This window comes from Campylobacter sp. 19-13652, from assembly GCF_019702925.1.
Lineage (GTDB): Bacteria > Campylobacterota > Campylobacteria > Campylobacterales > Campylobacteraceae > Campylobacter_A.
The window spans coordinates 786,054-804,421 of sequence record NZ_AP024713.1; the positions used below are offsets into that span (position 1 = coordinate 786,054).

An 18,368-nucleotide genomic window follows, 5' to 3' on the forward strand; every position below is an offset into this window, starting at 1 on the left:
CTAGATAAGCAAATTTCATTCCGTTTCTAGGGCAAGTTTAGCTAAAAATCTAGCAAAATCCTCGCCGTCATTTGGGCAACGAATCACTTTATATAGCTCATACCCTAGCTCATCTGCGATTTGTCTATACTCTATGGCTAGCTCAAAATCCGTCTCTGAATTATCAATGCAAAATGAAATAGGTACGATTATGGCTTTTTTTATTTCAATCTGCTTTAGGGTGTCGCTCATGGCTGGTTCTAGCCATTTTACTGGACCTAGTTTGCTTTGATATGCTAACTTAAATTCTTTAAAATTTAGTCCATTTTGTCTGCATAGGTTGCTTAAAATTTCAACATGCTCTTTTACATGCTTTTCATACAAATCACCTCTATCTATCACGCTTTGGGGCAGAGAATGAGCAGAAAAGATCAGTGTTACCTCTGATATATCATTACCTTTAATCTGGCTTAAAATTCTATTTAATATTATATCATTATAGGCACTATTTTGGTAAAACTCTGGTACGATTTTTACTTCGCCTTTAAATTTTATCTCATCAAGCACATTCTTTACGTCATCAAGGCTTGAGAGTATTGTTGTACTTGAGTGGTGTGGATAAAGTGGCAGTAGAATTATCTCGTCAAATTCAGAGTATTTTACCATTGTATCTTTTGCAAAAGCCGGGGTGTAGCGCATGGCAAAATCAACTGCACTAAACTCGCCGTAAAGTGAGCTGATTTTTTCGCATAGGCTTTTTGTAGTATCGCTTATGGGCGATTTTCCGCCTAGTTTTGCGTAGTTTTCTTTGGCGTTTTTGTGTCTTGCAAAGGTTATGATATGCGCTATGATGGAGCGTAAAAAATCGCTTTTTATGGGTAAAATTCTTCTATCTTTAAACATATTTAAAAGAAAGACCTTGACCTCGCTTAGATTATTTGGACCACCCATATTTAGTAGTATTAGCGCACGTTTCACGCAAAAAGCTCCTTAATTTTTATTATCTCGTCTATGCCACCAAGCTCAGCTTCATTTGCTCTGCCTTTTTGCATAAAATACTCATAAAACGCCCGATATTGCGCTCTGACTTCGCTACTATCTGCGTCTACTCGTAGATTTATCTGCCCTATCTCGCTTTGCATGTATAGCTTGCGCCCCAATAAATCAGCAAAATAAATTCCACCACTTGTAGCAACTTCTATAAAGTGCCGCTCGACTTCGCCTAGCATTGAGCATTGCATGCACAGGGCTTGTGATGTAGGCATTATAAGCTTTAAGCTAGCTTGCGAATATGCGCCTTTGCGCGCTAGTATAGTGCAGGATAGATCCTTTCCGCCGTAGACTTCTGCGCTTGAGGTAAAGCTTGCTAAGTCTATATTATTTACCAAAAGTTCGACTATGCTTAGGGCTTTTGGATTTATGCCTGTAACGCTCATGCTATAAATTTGCTCCTCTTTTAAAAGCTCTTTTTTAAGGGAGAGGATAACTGGGTGAAATCTATGCGGCAAGTCCAAAATAGCCCTTACGTTAGCGGCTTTTGCTAGCTCGCTAAGCTCGTGCAGTATCTCAAGGGGAAGCGGAGCGAGACGTGAGATTATGATGTTTTTGCACTGTTTTATAACCTCTTTAAATGACTGCAATACTAGCTCGTCTTTTACATAAATTGCCACTACATCAGGGGAGGCTTGTGAAAGCATGGTGCTTACGTCATCATAAAGTGGTACTCTAGCACCATTTAAAGCACCTCCTAAGGTGCACACTCCGCAAATTTCAAACGTGTTTGAGTGTTTAAGTTCGTTTAGCCTATCTTTTATATCATCACTGCTGTCGTCTAAAAGCGCGATGGATAGCTGCATTGTCTCCCCTTTGCATTATTTAAATCACTTATTATAATTAAAATTTATTTAAAATCTGCTAATTATGTGTTTTTGATTTTAATTAGCCTTACATGAGTAGCATTTTAAAGCCCTCTAAATTATCCAAAATGGCGGATAAATTTAAAAATTTAATAAAATTTATGCTAAAATCAGCCGTTTATTTTAAATTTAGGAAACATAAGCAAATGGATATTAGACACGAATACCTAAACTTTTTCGCCTCCAAAGGACACGAGATAATCCCCTCTGCGCCACTTGTGCCAAACGACGCTACCCTGCTTTTTACAAACGCTGGTATGGTGCCATTTAAGAGCATTTTTACTGGCGATGAGCCACGTCCTACTCCGCCTATTCGCACCTCCGCTCAGACTTGCATTAGGGCTGGGGGCAAGCACAATGACTTAGATAACGTCGGCTACACTGCCAGGCACCACACCTTTTTTGAAATGCTAGGAAACTTTAGCTTTGGCGAGTATTTTAAGCGTGAGGCTATCGCCTATGCGTGGGAGTTTGTAACTCAGGTTTTAAAGCTACCAAAAGAGCGGCTTTACGTAACTGTGCACGAAAGCGATGACGAGGCGTTTGGGCTTTGGTGTGAGCATATTGCAAGCGAGCGAATTTACCGCTTTGGCGATAAGGATAACTTCTGGCAAATGGGCGATACTGGACCTTGTGGGCCTTGCAGCGAGATATTTTATGACCAGGGTAGCGAGCATTTTAACAGCCCTGAAGACTATATGGGCGGCGACGGCGACCGCTTTTTGGAGATTTGGAATTTAGTCTTTATGCAGTATGAGCGAAACGAAAAGGGCGAGCTAAGCCCGCTACCAAAGCCTAGCATCGACACTGGTATGGGGCTTGAGCGAGTTACTGCGATAATGGAAGGTAAGTTTAGCAACTACGACAGCTCGCTTTTTATGCCTATCATTGATGAGATAGCTAAAATTTGCGCTAAGCCCTATGAATACGAAAGCGGCGCAAGCTACCGCGTCATAGCCGATCACATCAGAAGCACGACCTTTTTGCTGGCTCAAGGAGTGAGCTTTGATAAAGAAGGGCGGGGCTATGTGCTGCGTAGAATTTTACGCAGGGCTGTGCGTCACGGCTACTTGCTTGGCATTAAAGAGCCGTTTATGTATCGCCTAGTAGATAGGCTTTGCGAGATTATGGCTGGGGCGTATCCGTATTTGCTGGAGAAAAAAGAGTTTGTAAAGCAGATGGTAAAGCTTGAAGAGGAGCGGTTTTTCGCTACGCTTGCGGCTGGGATTGAGCTGTTTAATAAAGAGCTTGAAAGCACAAGCGGTGAGATTTTTAGCGGCGAAGTAGCCTTTAAGCTTTATGACACCTACGGCTTTCCGCTTGATCTGACTTCGGATATGTTGCGTGAGAGAAATATGCGCGTTGATGAAGCTAAATTTGACGAGCTAATGAATGAACAAAAACGCAGGGCAAAAGCGGCCTGGGTCGGCAGCGGCGACGGGGCGAGCGCGAGCGGGGATTTTAAGCTCTTGCTTGAGGAGTTTGGCGAGAATGAATTTATAGGCTATGAGAGCCTAGTGAGCGAAGCAAAGGTGCTTGGGCTTTTAGACGCTGAGTATAAAAAGGTGCAGTCTTTGGGCGCTAACCAAAGTGGCTGGGTGATGCTTGATAGGACGCCATTTTACGCTACTAGCGGCGGGCAGGCTGGCGATAGGGGTGAGCTGGCTGGCGTGGCTAGCGTGGTGGATACGCAGAAGTTTTTTGGTTTAAATTTAAGCAAAATCGACACCAAAACCGAGATAAAAGTGGGGCAAGCAGTAACAGCAAGAGTAGGCTGTGAGCGAGCCCAGATAGCACGGCACCACTCAGCCACGCACCTGCTGCACGCTGCACTTCGTGCGGTGCTTGGCGAGCATATCACTCAGGCAGGCTCCAGCGTAGAAAGCGACAGACTGCGCTTTGACTTTACCCACCCAAAGGCGCTTAGCGGCGATGAGTTAAGCCGCATTGAGAGCTTTGTTAGGGCTGAAGTGGCGGCTGCGGCTGATACTCTTGTGGAGATAATGGATTTAGAAAGCGCAAAAAATAGCGGTGCGGTTGCCCTTTTTGGCGAGAAATATGCCGAAAATGTGCGTGTGCTAAGCATAGGCGCTAGTAAGGAGCTTTGCGGTGGCACTCACGTGGCAAATACGGCTGAAGTGGGGGCGTTTTTTATCGTTAAAGAAAGCGGCGTAAGTGCTGGCGTGCGCCGTATTGAGGCGGTTTGCGCTAATGCAGCGATAAAATATGCAGATGAGCTTAGAAGTGAGCTAGCGGGGCTTTATGCCGAGATTAAAAACACCGACTTATTAGCTGGCGTAAGAAAGCTAAAGGGCGAGATAAAAGCCCTAAAAGACGAGCTAAAGCAGGCCGCGAGCTCTGCAAGTGTGGCTGGCGAGAAAGTGGGCGAGACGCTCGTTTTTGTCGGCGAGTTTGGCGGTGATATAAAGGCAAAAATCGATGAGCTTAAAAATCAGCACGATAGCGTCGTGGTAATGCTATTTAAATCAAGCGATGATAAGGTGCAAGTAGCAGCTGGGGTAAAGGGCGCTGGCTTAAAGGCTGGGGAGCTGGTTAAATTTGCAGCTGGTATTTTAGGCGGCGGCGGCGGCGGACGAGATGACTTTGCCACAGCTGGGGGCAAGGACGCCTCAAAGCTGGGCGAAGCTATGGCGGCTGCAAAAGAGCTTATAAAGACAAAGCTTGCTTGATGGAGTATAATATCGCCTTTGCTAGGCTTGAGTATTTTTTGCCATTTTTGCATATCGCTTCAACCGTAGTATATGCTGGGGCTTTACTAGGATTTACGCTTGTTGGGCGAAAGCTTTTAATTAGCGAGAGTAGGGAGCGTTTTTCCATCTTGCTTTCGCTTTTTAAGTCATTTAGCGTGATTATCCTAGTGTCGCTTTTTTTGATTTTAATAAGCGCTGGTGTGTTACTGCTTGAACATCAAAGAGTAGCAGAGGTAACTGATCCTATGGCAGAGGCGATACTGGCGACAAAGGCGGCGCTTTGGATATTTTTACTGCTTAATACTCTTTATACTTTATATCATTATAAAAAATCCGTGTGCGCTTTTAGCCAAAAAGACATGATTCAAACCCACGAGAGCCTTATTTTGATAGTTTATTATTTTATACCGTTAAATTTATTGATCCTTGTCGTGGCTGGCTACCTTGGGCTTTCATACAGGGGGTTTATGTGATAGTTTTGGTTTCCTCATCTCCTTCTCGTGCTAATATATTGCGTGAGGCTGGACTTGATTTTGTTGTGCGTAGCTTTAAATTTGATGAAAATTTAAAAAAAGAGGGTATAACTCCACAAACTTATGTGCAAAAAATTCTACGTCAAAAGGTAAATCAGGCTAAGGAAGCTGGCTTAATTAGTGCGCTTTTGGATGAGTTTAGACATGGATATTTGGTATTTGCTGATAGCTGCGTGGGCGTGAATAATACAGTGCTTACAAAGGCAAGCGATGAGGAGCAGGCTAAAAAAATGCTTCTAATGCAAAGCGGTGCAAGTGCTAGCGTTTTTACAGCTATGGCTGTAGTTAGTGCTAAATTTGATATTTTTAGCCTTAGTAAAACGACTTTTAAATTTGCTCCATATGATGACAAAAGGCTAAAAGATTACCTAAAAAGTGGCGATTGGCAGGGCAAGGCTGGTGCTATGATGATAGAGGGCTTTAGTGGGGAGTTTGTGTTATCTTGCGAGGGTAGTTTAAAAAATGCTATGGGCTTAGATGTAGATATTTTAAAGGCTTTTTATGAAAATTTTATTTAACATTTTAATAGCTTGTGCGGTCGTGCTAGTTGGTGTGTTTGCCTATTACTATAATGAACTTCGCTTTGAGGCGCGCTCAATAGTGCAGGATTATCACCCAAAGCTGGCTACACAGATACTCGATAGAAATGGCAAGCTTATAGCAAATATCTTTGATGAGGGTGGCAATCGATTATATGTCAAATACGACGATATACCAGGGCGCGTCATAGAAGCTCTTGTAGCTATTGAGGATACTAGCTTTTTTGAGCATGGTGGTGTAAATTTAGAAGCCATTGTGCGTGCTGGCATAAAAGACGTCATAGCGGGTAAGCTAGTTGAAGGCGCTTCTACGCTAACGCAACAGCTTGTTAAAAACCTAGTCTTAACCCGTGAGAAAAAATTTAGCAGAAAACTAAAAGAAATAATGCTATCTATTAAAATAGAAAGCGAGCTAAGCAAAGAGGAGATTATAGAACGATACTTAAATGAAATTTATTTTGGACATGGATATTATGGTATTCGCACCGCTGCACAGGGATACTTTCACAAAAGCCTTGATGAGTTAAGCTTAAAAGAGATAGCTATGCTCGTGGGCTTACCAAAAGCTCCTAGTGATTACGATCCCACACGTCATAAAGATGCTAGTCTTGGACGCGCAAACCGTGTGCTAGAGCGTATGTATAGTCTTGGCTGGATAAATGATGATGAGTATAAAATCTCCACCCAGCAAGACCCGATTGTTTATAATGACACACTTACTTTAAATGCCGCTCCTTACGTGGTTGATGAGGTACTAAAGGAGATGGTGCGAAGATATGGCTATGAGGATATTAGAACAGGTGGATATATTATACGTACTAGCATTGATTTAGAGGTGCAAAATATGGCTCGCGAAAGCTTGCGCTGGGGATATAATGAAATTTTAAAGCGCAACACAAGAGCAAATCGTGAGCTATTAAATGGGGCTATGGTAGTTACTAGGCCTCAAACTGGCGAGGTTTTAGCGCTTGTTGGTGGAGTGGATTATGAAAAAAGTAGCTATAATCGCGCCACAATGTCTCAGCGTCAGCCAGGATCTGCTTTTAAGCCATTTATCTATCAAATAGCCCTTGATAGCGGATATTCTCTAGTTAGCCAGCTTGATGACGTGCCAGTAAGCTATGACTCAGGCGACGGCAAGGTCTACACTCCTAAAAATTATAGTGGCGGTTTTAGTGGTAAAATAAGTCTAGAGGACGCACTGGTATTTTCTAGAAATTTACCGACTGTAAATATGACAAACGCGCTTGGCATAGAAAATGTCGCAAGCGACCTTGAGAGTTTTGGGTTTAAAAATATCCCAGCTGTTTTGTCGGTATCTCTTGGAAGTTTTGGAATTTCCGTTATCGACCTAGCTAAGATGTATTCTATGTTTGCAAATGAAGGGCGTATAATAGTGCCAAATTTAATCCACTCCATAGAGGCTTCAAATGGCTCAGTCATAGCCACATCAAGCCCAGATATTTACGAGGCCGACCTGCCTGAGCAGTCATTTTTAATGATAAGTATTCTTCAAGATGTGGTAAAGCGCGGAACTGGAAAGGCAGCACGTGTACCTGGCATAGAAGTAGCAGGAAAGACTGGAACGAGTAATAATAGCGTAGATGCGTGGTTTTGCGGATTTACTCCCGATACAGAGGTTATTATATGGTACGGAAATGATGATAATAGCCCCATGAGAAAGGTAGAGACTGGTGGGCGTACCGCAGCCCCTGTTTTTGCTGATTTTATGAAAAAGTATCTAGCTCGCTATCCTGATATAAGGCGTGAGTTTATCCGTCCAGAGGGGGTTTACGTGGGTAAATATGACGGTAAAGAGGTATTTTACACAGATCTTTCTCGCCTTCCAGCTCAGCAAAAATCTGTAAGTGATGAGATAGAGCAGGAAAATAACGAAAATGGCTTGATATTTTAAGGTTTTAATATGAAAAAAATACTCATGATAGAAGACGATGCGGAGCTGGCTGAAATTTTAAGCGAGTTTTTAGAAGCTCATGATATGAGTGTAACAGTAGCGCAAGATCCATATATCGGTATTTCTACTCTAAATTTAAATAGCTTTGATCTTGTGATATTAGATCTTACTTTGCCTGGGATTGATGGGCTTGAGGTGTGCAAGCAAATAAGGGCAAGGCATAATGTGCCTATTATGATTTCAAGTGCAAGGCATGATATTACAGATAAGGTAAATGCGCTTGAAAATGGCGCAGATGATTATCTACCAAAGCCTTATGACCCAGAGGAGCTGCTAGCACGTATACGCTCGCACCTTAGGCGAGTAGGCGCGCAGACGCAAAAAGACGAACACCATAAAGATATAATCTTAAATGAACATGAAAGAAACATCTACTACAAGGGCGTGGTTTTAAATTTAACCGCAGCCGAATATGACATACTACGCTATCTTATAAATAAAAATGGTGGCGTAGTAAGCAGAGAGGAGCTAATCTATAACTGTGATAGTATAAGCGAGGATAGCACTAGCAAGAGCATAGACGTGATGATAGGGCGCATTAGGGTAAAGCTTGGCGAAAATCCAAAGGAGCCACATTACATACATGCAGTACGTGGTGTGGGATATAGGCTATCGCAGTGATGCCACGCTCGTCTATTTTTATAGCCATTACCTTTATATTTTTACTAGCCCTTACTAGCATAGGGCTTGCGTTTTTGTGGCTTATGGACTATGATAGGCAAAATTACACAAGAGAGCTAAATAATAGATACTCAAACGTAGCGCGAGCCCATCTTTTTTATATGAGTGGGATTATAGATAAAGATCAGTTTGCAAGGCAAATTGAGAGTATAAATATGCCAGATGTAAGCAGTGCAGAACTTCGTGAAAAGGTGCTAAAAGATGGCGAGGTTATAGACGAAATAAGCGCTGACATAGGCTCAAGTGCCATAATAGAGTATAAAAAACGTCACTATCTCAAGATAAATCATCTTGATGAGATGAAGCTTTTAGCTGATAGGGATTATCAGCCATATAGGTACTATGTGATAAAGGCGATTTTTGCGATAGTTGCAATTGTGCTTTTAAGCGCTTATATTTTTGTTATTTATAAGATAAAGCCTCTTCGTAGACTAAAAAGGCAGATTGATAAATTTGCCAGTGGGGATTTGGCTAATATAGAAAACGTAAGCGCTGGGAATGATGAGATAAGCGAAGTTTCGCAAGCTTTTTACAATGCCATAAGTGAGATAAAAATTCTAAATAGCTCAAGGCAGCTTTTTTTAAGAAATATAATGCACGAGCTAAAAACACCCATCACAAAAGGGCTAATAACTGCTCAAATGATACCAGAGGGTAAGCATAGACAGAGGCTTATAAGCCTCTTTCATCGTCTTGAGGGGCTTATAAATGAGCTAGCCGCAGTCGAGCAGACTACCTCAAATGTGGGGCTTGGGGCTAGGGCTATGTGTAAAGTGCAGGATATAGTCGATGAGGCTATTGATATGGCTCTTGTTTCGCGAGAGCAAGTGGTGGTTATAATAGACGATGATGCGCCTATTGAGGTGGATTTTAGGCTATTTTCAACAGCTGTAAAAAATATGATAGATAATGGCATAAAATATAGCGATAATAAAAAAGTAAAGCTTATAATAAGTACTGATGAGATTGCCTTTTTTAGCAAAGGCGAGGGGCTTAGTGGCGAGCTAGGGCTTTATACCCAGCCTTTTATTAAAGGCGAAAACTCAAAAGATAGCTTTGGTCTTGGGCTTTATATAGTAAATTCTATCTTAAAATCACACAGCTTAAACCTAGAATACGAGTATATACAGGGCGTTAATGTTTTTAAATTTAAAAATCTAAAATCCATAAGACAAAACGGCGCGTGAGTAAATTTTACATACTTTTTAGTTTAAATTTCATCTATTTTTCATTATTTAAATTGCTTTAATAAATATTCAAATATAATTTTTGAAATTTTAATTTAAGGGGATTTATTATGGAATTTCGTATAGAAAAAGACACTATGGGACAGATGAATGTGCCAAATGAAAAGTACTGGGGTGCACAAACGCAAAGAAGCTTTGAAAATTTCCCTATCGGCACTGAGCGTATGCCAAGCGAAGTAATCGCCGCTTTTGCCTATTTAAAAAAGGCATGCGCTATCGTAAATAACGAGCTAGGCAGGCTTGATGATGATAAAACTAAGGCTATTTGTGAGGCGTGCGATGAGATTTTGGCGGACAAACTTGAGGGTAATTTTCCGCTTGTAGTGTGGCAAACTGGCTCTGGCACGCAGTCAAATATGAATATAAACGAGGTCGTGGCAAATAGGGCTAGCGAGATAATGGGGAGTGATTTTCGCGTTAAAAAGCTGGTGCATCCAAACGATGATGTAAATAAAGGTCAAAGTAGTAACGACACCTATCCTACGGCTATGAGAGTGGCTTTTGTGCTTGAGATACAAGCGCGCCTGCTACCAGCCATTACAAAGCTTAGAACTACCTTAGAGGCAAAGGCTGATGAGTTTAAAGAGGTCATCAAAATAGGGCGCACCCACCTGCAAGACGCCACTCCGCTAAGCCTTGGGCAGGAGATAAGTGGCTGGGCGCACATGCTAGCTAAAAGCGAGGAGCAGGTAAAAGACAGCCTAAAATATCTCTGCGAGCTAGCCATAGGCGGCACGGCTGTGGGTACTGGGCTAAATAGCCATCCTGATTTTTCGCCTATGGTGAGTGCGGTGCTAAATAAAATTACTAATGTAAAGGCTAAATTTATAAGCCACCCAAATAAATTCCACGGTCTAACAAGCCACGATGGCGAGGTCTTTGCAAGTGGTGCGCTAAATGCACTGGCGGCAAATTTAATGAAAATAGCAAACGACGTTAGATGGCTTGCATCTGGGCCACGCAGTGGGCTAGGCGAGATAATAATCCCTGAAAACGAACCAGGCAGCTCCATAATGCCAGGCAAAGTAAATCCAACTCAGTGCGAGGCGATGACTATGGTTGCGGTGCAAGTAATGGCAAACCACGTCGCTGTAAGTATGGGCGCAAGTCAGGGCAACTTTGAGCTAAACGTCTTTAAGCCCGTGATTGCTTATAACCTACTTCAGTCAATCCGCCTGCTTTCAGATACCATGAACGCCTTTAACGACCGTTGCGCCGTGGGGATTGAGCCAAATCTAGCCACGATTGAGGCGCACCTTAAAAACTCGCTTATGCTTGTAACCGCTCTAAATCCGTACATAGGCTACGAAAACGCCGCAAAAATCGCAAAAACTGCCTACAAAAACGGCACAACTTTGCGTGAGGAGGCGATAAATTTAGGGCTTTTAAGTGGGGAGGATTTTGATAAATATGTCCGCGCTGAGGATATGATTGCGCCTAAAAAATAGCTTGAAATTTATGCGCTAACGCACTTTGTGCGGTTGCTTTGCACCATTTTTGCGAGTGCTTTTTACAACCGCACACTTTTTTGTGCAAGGTTGACTTTTTGAGGCATCCTCAGCTAAGTTATCCACTTGTATGGGGCAAATTTGCTCTTACTTGCTATAATTTTTTAGCCTTTTATTCTCAATTTAGTAGATAAAATGATAATTTTCACGTTTGCTATGTGGCTAGCCTTTGCTATGTTTTAGCGGTAGATTCACGTCTTAGATTTTTGTCCTACCTTACCATTTTCGCTACTAGCATATTCTTTTTGTAGGCTCAGTTATGCTGGTGGTGGGCATTATTTTAAGCGGCAATAGCCTGCTTATTTTGCGAGCTGATTTTGTAAATTTAGCATTTTACACTTTGTTTGACGGCTTGCTTGAGGTTTTGCGATTATCTTGTTTTTTGTGCTTTTTCTTAAAATTAAAGTAGCGCAAATTGCGATTTCGCCCATATTTGGATAGCTTTTGGCTAGTTCTATAATTGACAGCTTCGGACTTTTTTAAACCTAGCCAAAAGCCCCAGCTATCTTTAACCTATTTTTGGCTAGGCGTGGTCTTTGCTGGCGTATTTGTGGCGCTTTTAATCCAGCCAACAAAAAGTGCAGGCTAGCCTTTTGCTATATCGGCTCTTGGCTATTTTAAGAGTACAGTAACCACAGCTTAAACAGCAGTAAATAGCGAGCTTAGAGGCTTGGTTTATTTTTGTGCTGTTTTTATATGGCTTTTTTCTGCTTTTTAGTTACGTTTTGTTTTTAAAAATGGGCTTGACATGATAAAATACCCTTGACAAAGACGTCGCTTTATTGATATGGCTTAGCGGCTTGCTTGGGGGGGGTGCTTTACGTCTTTGGCGTGGCTTATTTACCGTCCATTTTTGGTAGTTCAGTACTGGTAATTTTCATGCTTTTGGGGCAAATTTTAGCGGTGTAGTGATTGATGGTTTCGAGCTTTTAGGAGCTTGGAAAAAGCCTGTATTTTATGGTTGGAGGCGCTAATTTTTGGTGTTTGTTTAGTAAAAATTTAAATTTAAAGCCCTTTGCAAAGTTATTTTAGCTATAATGGCATTCATTTTAACTAAATTTAAGGGAGATATATGCAGCAAACCACAGAAAATGAAGAATTTGTCGAGGTTAAAACAAGGGAGATAAATACCCCATTTTATGCGTATTTTGTTGCGGCTGTTTGCTTTGCTTGGTCTTTGTTTCAGCTTTATATAGCCTATTTTCCGCTTAATACAACTATCGCTCGCTCCATTCACCTGGCCTTTGCGATAGCTATAATTTTTAGCATTTATCCATTTAGTTATCATAAAGCAGCCCATAGCAAGCTTCCGCTTTATGATATATTTTTAGGTGTCGTGGGCGTGATTTGCGTGCTTTATCCTGCCTATGAGTTTTATGCGCTTGCAGAGCGTCCTGGGGCGTATACACACACAGATATTGTGGTGGCTTGCGTGGCGGTTTTAATCGTGATTGAAGCAGGACGCAGAGTGATTGGCCCTGCGCTTGGGATTATTTGTGCGCTATTTTTGGTGTATGATTATTTTGGTCGCTATATGCCAGATATCATTGCTCACAGGGGCGCTAGTGTTGAAAAGCTAGCAGGGCATATGTTTTTAACGACAGAGGGAATTTTTGGTGTACCGCTTGGCGTTAGCGTGAGCTTTATTTATCTTTTTGTGCTTTTTGGCTCACTTCTTGAGCGTGCTGGGGCTGGGCAGTATTTTATAAATTTAGCCTTTAGCCTGCTTGGGCGATTTCGCGGTGGTCCAGCAAAGGCTAGCGTCATAGCTAGCGGTCTAACTGGTATGGTAAGCGGCTCAAGCACCGCAAACGTCGTAACGGTGGGTACTTTTACGATACCGCTAATGAAAAAGGCTGGTCTTGGCAGCGTTAAGGCTGGAGCTATCGAGGTCGCTGCTGGGGTAAATGGGCAGCTCATGCCACCTATTATGGGCGCAGCTGCTTTTATCATTGCTGAGTTTTTGGGTATGAGCTACACAGACGTGATGACAGCGGCCATCATACCAGCCTTTGCCTGCTATATTTCGCTCTTTTTTATCGTGCATTTAGAAGCTTGCAAACTTGGCTTAAAGGGTGTAAACAGCAGCGAATATCAATCTAGGATAAGGATTTTCTTAAGCGGAATTCATTACATTACGCCTATTTTGGTGTTGCTTTATACCCTTTTAATAGCTAAAGAATCCGCTATTGCAGCAGCATTTAACGCTATTAGCTTTTTATTTTTGATTATGATTTTCCAAGAGCCAGTTAAAAAGCTAGCCGCAGGGCAGCCTGTTACTCGTGCAGATGTGCTTGTGGGTTTTAGCGATATATTTTACTCTATGATAGCCGCAGCAAAATCAATGGCGACGATAGCCGCAGCTACGGCACTAGCTGGCATAATCGTAGGCTCAATCAGCCTAACAGGACTTGGTGCGGTTCTTAGTGATTTGGTTGAATACCTAGCTGGGGATAATATCTTGCTTATTCTTTTATTAACTGCGCTTATGTCGCTTATTTTGGGTGTTGGGCTACCAACTACGGCAAATTATATTGTCGTATCAAGTCTAGTTGCACCTGTTATTTTAATGCTAGCTGGCAAAAATGACCTCATAGTCCCAGCCATAGCCGTGCATCTTTTTGTCTTTTATTTTGGAATTTTAGCTGATGACACGCCTCCAGTTGGCATAGCTGCATATGCCGCTGCTGGCATAGCAAAGGCAAATCCCGTAACTGTAGGCTTACAAGGCTTTTTTTATGATTTGCGTACCGCGATTTTGCCGTTTGCATTTTTCTTTAATAATAAACTCATGCTAATTGAAAGTGTAGGCGACCCAAGTGATGCTAGAAGTATAATATGGATGAGTGATGCTTTTGAGATAGCTTTTGTCTTTGCGATGACTATTGTAGGTATGTTTGCCTTTAGCTCGGCGCTTCAGGGCTATTTTGTAGGCAGGGTAAATTTAATTGAGAGGCTTTTATTGCTGCTTGTAGTGCCTTTTGCCCTGGTGCCAAATGTCCTAGCTAGATACGGCATTGTGCCAAATGAGTGGGTGGGCTATACGATAGGTGCGGTTTTATATGGACTGCTTTTTGCGTTTAGCTGGGTGCAAAACTCACGTCAAAAACGCATAGTGTCATCCAAAAATGCGCAAGGTGCATAGCGATGAATGCTTTAAGTAAAAGGCAGTTTTTTACGCTTTCCCTTACGCTTTTTTCGCTCTTTTTTGGGGCTGGGAATTTTATATTTCCGCCCGTTGTGGGGGCAAATTCTGGTGAGAATTTTTTCGTTGGGATTATGTTTTTTTCTCTTGCGGCTGTGGCTTTGCCAGTGCTTGGCGTAGCAGCAGTAGCAAAAGCAGGTAGCCTAAGGGAGCTAGCTAGCCGCGTGGACAGCGTTACAGGGCTTATTTTTTGCACCGCAGCCTATGTCGCACTTGGTCCACTGCTTGCTATTCCTAGGGCTGGAAGTATGCCTTTTGAGATAGGGCTAGCTCCACTTTTACCAGCCGCTAGCGATAAACAGAGCCTACTTTTAATCTACTGCGCCGCTTATTTTGTTTTTAATGCTTATGCTTGCCTAAATCAAAGTAGGCTTTTAAATTTAATAGGCAGGTATCTAACCCCAGTCTTGCTTGCGCTTATAGTGCTGCTTTTTTTCTTTGGATTTAGCTCTACGCACGCTCACGGATTAGGTTCTGCTAAGGGCGGTTATGCCACTTCAGCGGCGGCTACTGGCTTTGTAGATGGGTATCAGACTATGGACGCGCTTGCTGCTTTGATTTTTGCCTCACTTATCGCTGATGTTCTGCGAAAAATGGGCGTAAGTAAAAAAGGCGAACTAGCTAGCCTTAGTATTAGGGCTGGGCTTTTTGCTGGGGTGGTGCTGGCTGCGGTTTACGTTATGCTTGGTCTTTTGGGGGCTATGGTGCGCCCTAGCGAGGATTTAAACCCAGCTGCGCTTTTAAGCTTTATTTCTACTTCTAGCTTTGGATTTGGTGGGCAGATTGTGCTTGGCATTAGCTTTTTACTGGCTTGCTTTGGTACTACTGTGGGGCTTACTAGCGCGGTTTCTGAGTTTTTTAAGGGGCTTTTTCCGCGCCTTAGCTACTCTATGTGGGTGTGTGTATTTAGCGTACTTGGTGCTATTATGGCGTCAAATGGGCTGGATAAAATTTTATCCATTTCTGTGCCTATTTTGGTTGCTCTTTATCCAGTGGCCACCACTCTCATACTGCTATCTTTAATAGACGAGCTAATAGATGCTAGTGCTTTGGTTTATAAATTTTGTGTGTACGTGGCTGGCGTGATAGGTCTAGCTAGCGGGCTACGTGCGGCTGGCGTTAGCCTTGGTGTAGTTGATGGCTGGCTTGATGGTTTGCCATTTTATGAGAGTATGCTAGGCTGGATAGTGCCTGTGGCGGTGGCCTTTGGGGCTAGCTATGTGCTGCATATTATTTTGGCTAAGAATGTGAGATACTAAGATGAAAAAACTAAGCATTAGGGATATACTTGCTAAAAAGGGCAAAGAAAAAATAGTCGCCATTACTGCTTATGATGCACTTTTTACAAAGCTTTTTGATGAGAATGTGGATCTGATTTTAATCGGCGATAGCCTAAATATGAGCTTTAACGGCAAAAAAGACACGCTTGATATTGATATAAATGCGATGCTTTATCACACTCGTGCGGTTTGCGGTGCGGCTAGGCATGCCTATGTGGTAGCAGATCTGCCATTTGGTAGCTACTATGACGAGCGTGGAGCGATAAAAAGCTCGCTAAAGCTCATAAAACAAGGCGGTGCGGACGCCGTTAAGCTAGAAGGCGGGGCAAAAAAGGCTCATCTGGTGCGTGCTTTAAGCGATGAGGGCATTAGCGTGGTAGGGCATATCGGACTTATGCCCCAGTCTGTGCGCTTTGAGGGCGGATATTTGGTAAAAGGGCGAGACGAGAAGCAGGCGCAGGGCTTGCTAGCTGACGCTTTGGCACTGCAAGAAGCGGGAGCTGTGACGATAGTGCTAGAGGGCGTCATCTCAAGCGTAGCAAGCGAAATCACAAATGCCATAAAAATCCCCACAATAGGCATAGGCTCTGGTGCGGATACGGACGGGCAGATACTCGTATTTTCCGATATGCTAGGGCTTTTTGATGAGTTTGTGCCAAAATTTGTCAAACGCTATATGAATGGGGCAGACTTGGTGCGCAAAACGATAAAAAACTATGCCGATGAAGTAAGGAGCGGAGCTTTTCCATCAAGTGAGTATGAGTATAAAAAATAAAGCTTTAGAATAATCTGTTTAGTAATATTTTGGTGATTTGTACTGAGCTATTTTAGGTGAGACTAAAGATTGTCGACGCATTTTGTTAGCGTAAGTTTTTAAGCCATAGATGCATAAAATTTAAAAAGTCTTATTATTAAACCAAATAAAAGTGGTTTTTACTCTTTTTAAACTAACCTTTTTTAGGTTGGTTTAAAAATAATTTTATCTTGTAAAAACTACCACTTAAGTTAAATCCAAATATATTAAAATAAATTGCAGTGTCTTTATGTATGATAGGTGGACTAAAATTAAGTAGCTAATTTAACCATTAAACTAATCAAATCAAGATTTTAGACCAAGATTAGTTAAAGTCTCTAGTCCTAGTCTAAGGCTCATTTGTCAAAGTTAAGATATGGCTTGAAAATGAGCTATAAAGTCTTAGTGATACTCTAGCCCAAGAATATCTTTTTAATTAGCATTGAAAGTATGATAACGTTAAAAGCTATATTTATGCGTTTTTGTAGTTTTCTGTCCACTGAGGCTTGCGCTTTGGTACCAAAAAACACCCCAACAAGCGCTCCAATCCCAAGCAGTACCCCAGCCCCCCAATTAACTCCGACATTAAGAGAAATGCTGATTAGTCCGCTAATAGAGGCAAATACAACAAAAAATAGCCCCATTGAGACGGCTTTTTTGATGTCGTAACCGAAAAAGCCAAAAAATAGTATGCCTATAAGCACGCCGCCGCCTATCCCAGCACTTATGGCGACTAAGCCTATAGCTGCACCAATTACGATGAGTGCGCCCTTTGATAGCTTTATTTCTATATCATTAAATCCCTTTTTAAGTCCAGCTTTTAATATCCCGAGTGCAAGGACTATAGCCAGTAGCACCTCAAGCGCAATAGCTGGCACCGAAGCGATAACAACTCCAGAAAACGCTCCGCCTATTAGTCCGCCTATGCCGACATAAACGCTTTGATTTAGCTTAAATAGCCCTCTTTTGTAGTTTAGATATGAGCCAAAAAGCGAGCTTAGCACCATTTGCACGACGCTAATGCCTATTGCCTCTTTTACGTCATAGCCAAAATAAAGCAGCACGGTTACTACTATGGCGCCCCCTCCGATACCGAAAAATCCGCTTGCAAATCCGACAAATACGCCTAAAATAGATAGTAGCGCTATCTCCATTTTCATCCTTTAAATTTAATAAGATATTATAATAGTTTTTAAACGAAACTTCAAGCCTTTTGCATAAAATGGCTGTTTAAATTTAAAAATTAGTGATATTTGGATACAATGTAGACTATTTTTACTTTTAAATTTTGGAGAAATTATGCTTTTTACTATCGCACTGGTTCATCTTTTATTTGCCGCTATTCCTGGCCCAGATGTGCTTATTATGGTGCGCACAGGGGCTGCTTGTGGATTTAGGGCAGTGGTATTTGCCGCTGCTGGCATAGCTACGGGTCTTATTCTTTGGGTTAGCTTAAGCGTTGGTTTACTAGCTAGCATAGCCCACACTCCTTTGCTTAAAATTTTAATGGCAGTAGGTGGAGCCTATCTTATTTTTATTGCTTTTATGCTTTATAAAAATGGTTCTAGCTCAATTAACGTTTCAAATGAAAATAGTGGTATGAGTGATTTTAAAGCATATATGCTAGGTCTTAGTACAAACCTAGCAAATGCAAAGGCTATTATGTATTTTGCTGGCATTTTTAGCCTAGCCGCGGCGAGATTTGAGGATAGCTTTATGCTATGGATTTTGGGGTTTGTGATAGTTTTTGAAAGTTTTTTATTTTTTGCTTTTCTTGGCTGGGTATTTGCTTTAAAGCGAGTTAGAGAGACTTTTAATCGCTATCGTGTATATATTGATAAATTTTGTGCATTTTTGTTTGTTGTCTTTGGATTGTTGATTTTTTATGAAATAGCTTAAATAAAATATTAATTTATTTTTTTAATTTTTATTTATAAATTTAAATATGTTTTAAGTATTTTGGTAATACAATTTTTATATTAGTATTACAAACTTAAAGGG

14 protein-coding genes are annotated in these 18,368 nt (G+C 41.7%); 11 read left to right on the forward strand and 3 right to left on the reverse strand.

Annotated elements, in window-relative coordinates:
- Positions 1–15 precede the first annotated feature (15 nt).
- Both hemH and LBC_RS03915 read right to left on the reverse strand, forming a co-directional pair.
- Positions 16–957: a ferrochelatase gene (hemH, locus tag LBC_RS03910; protein WP_221254799.1), complete on the reverse strand. Its 942-nt coding sequence runs from the start codon at positions 955–957 to the stop codon at positions 16–18.
- On the reverse strand, positions 954–1,835 hold the full coding sequence (locus LBC_RS03915) for a hypothetical protein (protein WP_221254800.1): 882 nt from the start codon (positions 1,833–1,835) through the stop codon (positions 954–956). The genes hemH and LBC_RS03915 overlap by 4 nt, the downstream gene beginning before the upstream one ends.
- 206 nt (positions 1,836–2,041) lie before the next feature.
- Here LBC_RS03915 and alaS point away from each other — a divergent pair, with 206 nt between their 5' ends.
- From alaS to panB, 10 genes are all read left to right on the forward strand, one after another.
- Positions 2,042–4,585: an alanine--tRNA ligase gene (alaS, locus tag LBC_RS03920; protein ID WP_221254946.1), complete on the forward strand. Its 2,544-nt coding sequence runs from the start codon at positions 2,042–2,044 to the stop codon at positions 4,583–4,585.
- Positions 4,585–5,079: a hypothetical protein gene (locus LBC_RS03925; RefSeq protein WP_221254801.1), complete on the forward strand. Its 495-nt coding sequence runs from the start codon at positions 4,585–4,587 to the stop codon at positions 5,077–5,079. The genes alaS and LBC_RS03925 overlap by 1 nt, the downstream gene beginning before the upstream one ends.
- Positions 5,076–5,657 carry a septum formation inhibitor Maf gene (maf, locus tag LBC_RS03930; protein WP_221254802.1) on the forward strand — a complete coding sequence of 194 codons (582 nt, stop codon included), beginning with the start codon at positions 5,076–5,078 and terminating at the stop codon, positions 5,655–5,657. Before LBC_RS03925 ends, maf begins: the two co-directional genes overlap by 4 nt.
- Positions 5,641–7,593, forward strand: coding sequence for a penicillin-binding protein 1A (locus LBC_RS03935; RefSeq protein WP_221254803.1), 1,953 nt, complete (start codon positions 5,641–5,643; stop codon positions 7,591–7,593). The genes maf and LBC_RS03935 overlap by 17 nt, the downstream gene beginning before the upstream one ends.
- A 9-nt stretch (positions 7,594–7,602) precedes the next feature.
- Entirely contained in the window at positions 7,603–8,274 is a 672-nt protein-coding gene (locus LBC_RS03940; protein ID WP_221254804.1) for a response regulator transcription factor, read from the forward strand.
- Positions 8,274–9,521, forward strand: a complete 1,248-nt coding sequence (locus LBC_RS03945) for an ArsS family sensor histidine kinase (RefSeq protein ID WP_221254947.1) — start codon at positions 8,274–8,276, stop codon at positions 9,519–9,521. Before LBC_RS03940 ends, LBC_RS03945 begins: the two co-directional genes overlap by 1 nt.
- Before the next feature lie 110 nt (positions 9,522–9,631).
- Positions 9,632–11,029, forward strand: a complete 1,398-nt coding sequence (gene fumC / locus LBC_RS03950) for a class II fumarate hydratase (protein ID WP_221254805.1) — start codon at positions 9,632–9,634, stop codon at positions 11,027–11,029.
- 1,132 nt (positions 11,030–12,161) lie between these two features.
- On the forward strand, positions 12,162–14,234 hold the full coding sequence (locus LBC_RS03955; protein WP_221254806.1) for a TRAP transporter permease: 2,073 nt from the start codon (positions 12,162–12,164) through the stop codon (positions 14,232–14,234).
- Between the two features lie 2 nt (positions 14,235–14,236).
- Positions 14,237–15,553: a branched-chain amino acid transport system II carrier protein gene (brnQ, locus tag LBC_RS03960; RefSeq protein WP_221254807.1), complete on the forward strand. Its 1,317-nt coding sequence runs from the start codon at positions 14,237–14,239 to the stop codon at positions 15,551–15,553.
- A gap of 1 nt (position 15,554) precedes the next feature.
- The gene (gene panB, locus LBC_RS03965; protein ID WP_221254808.1) at positions 15,555–16,349 is read left to right on the forward strand and encodes a 3-methyl-2-oxobutanoate hydroxymethyltransferase; all 795 of its coding nucleotides are present in this window, start codon (positions 15,555–15,557) and stop codon (positions 16,347–16,349) included.
- 431 nt (positions 16,350–16,780) lie between these two features.
- Here panB and LBC_RS03970 read toward each other — a convergent pair whose 3' ends face one another.
- Positions 16,781–17,521 carry a sulfite exporter TauE/SafE family protein gene (locus LBC_RS03970; protein WP_221254809.1) on the reverse strand — a complete coding sequence of 247 codons (741 nt, stop codon included), beginning with the start codon at positions 17,519–17,521 and terminating at the stop codon, positions 16,781–16,783.
- A gap of 145 nt (positions 17,522–17,666) precedes the next feature.
- On the opposite strand from LBC_RS03970, the gene LBC_RS03975 reads away from it, so the two are divergent.
- Positions 17,667–18,266 (forward strand): LysE family transporter, encoded by a 600-nt coding sequence (locus LBC_RS03975; RefSeq protein WP_221254810.1) that lies wholly within the window; start codon positions 17,667–17,669, stop codon positions 18,264–18,266.
- Positions 18,267–18,368 lie beyond the last annotated feature (102 nt).

Coding starts and splice junctions, on each gene's coding strand:
- LBC_RS03945 (WP_221254947.1), top strand. CDS start 8,274: ATGCCACGCTCGTCTATTTTTATAGCCATTACCTTTATATTTTTACTA.
- alaS (WP_221254946.1), top strand. CDS start 2,042: ATGGATATTAGACACGAATACCTAAACTTTTTCGCCTCCAAAGGACAC.
- fumC (WP_221254805.1), top strand. CDS start 9,632: ATGGAATTTCGTATAGAAAAAGACACTATGGGACAGATGAATGTGCCA.
- LBC_RS03955 (WP_221254806.1), top strand. CDS start 12,162: ATGCAGCAAACCACAGAAAATGAAGAATTTGTCGAGGTTAAAACAAGG.
- LBC_RS03915 (WP_221254800.1), bottom strand. CDS start 1,835: ATGCAGCTATCCATCGCGCTTTTAGACGACAGCAGTGATGATATAAAA.
- LBC_RS03935 (WP_221254803.1), top strand. CDS start 5,641: ATGAAAATTTTATTTAACATTTTAATAGCTTGTGCGGTCGTGCTAGTT.
- LBC_RS03940 (WP_221254804.1), top strand. CDS start 7,603: ATGAAAAAAATACTCATGATAGAAGACGATGCGGAGCTGGCTGAAATT.
- LBC_RS03925 (WP_221254801.1), top strand. CDS start 4,585: ATGGAGTATAATATCGCCTTTGCTAGGCTTGAGTATTTTTTGCCATTT.
- brnQ (WP_221254807.1), top strand. CDS start 14,237: ATGAATGCTTTAAGTAAAAGGCAGTTTTTTACGCTTTCCCTTACGCTT.
- LBC_RS03975 (WP_221254810.1), top strand. CDS start 17,667: ATGCTTTTTACTATCGCACTGGTTCATCTTTTATTTGCCGCTATTCCT.
- panB (WP_221254808.1), top strand. CDS start 15,555: ATGAAAAAACTAAGCATTAGGGATATACTTGCTAAAAAGGGCAAAGAA.
- LBC_RS03970 (WP_221254809.1), bottom strand. CDS start 17,521: ATGGAGATAGCGCTACTATCTATTTTAGGCGTATTTGTCGGATTTGCA.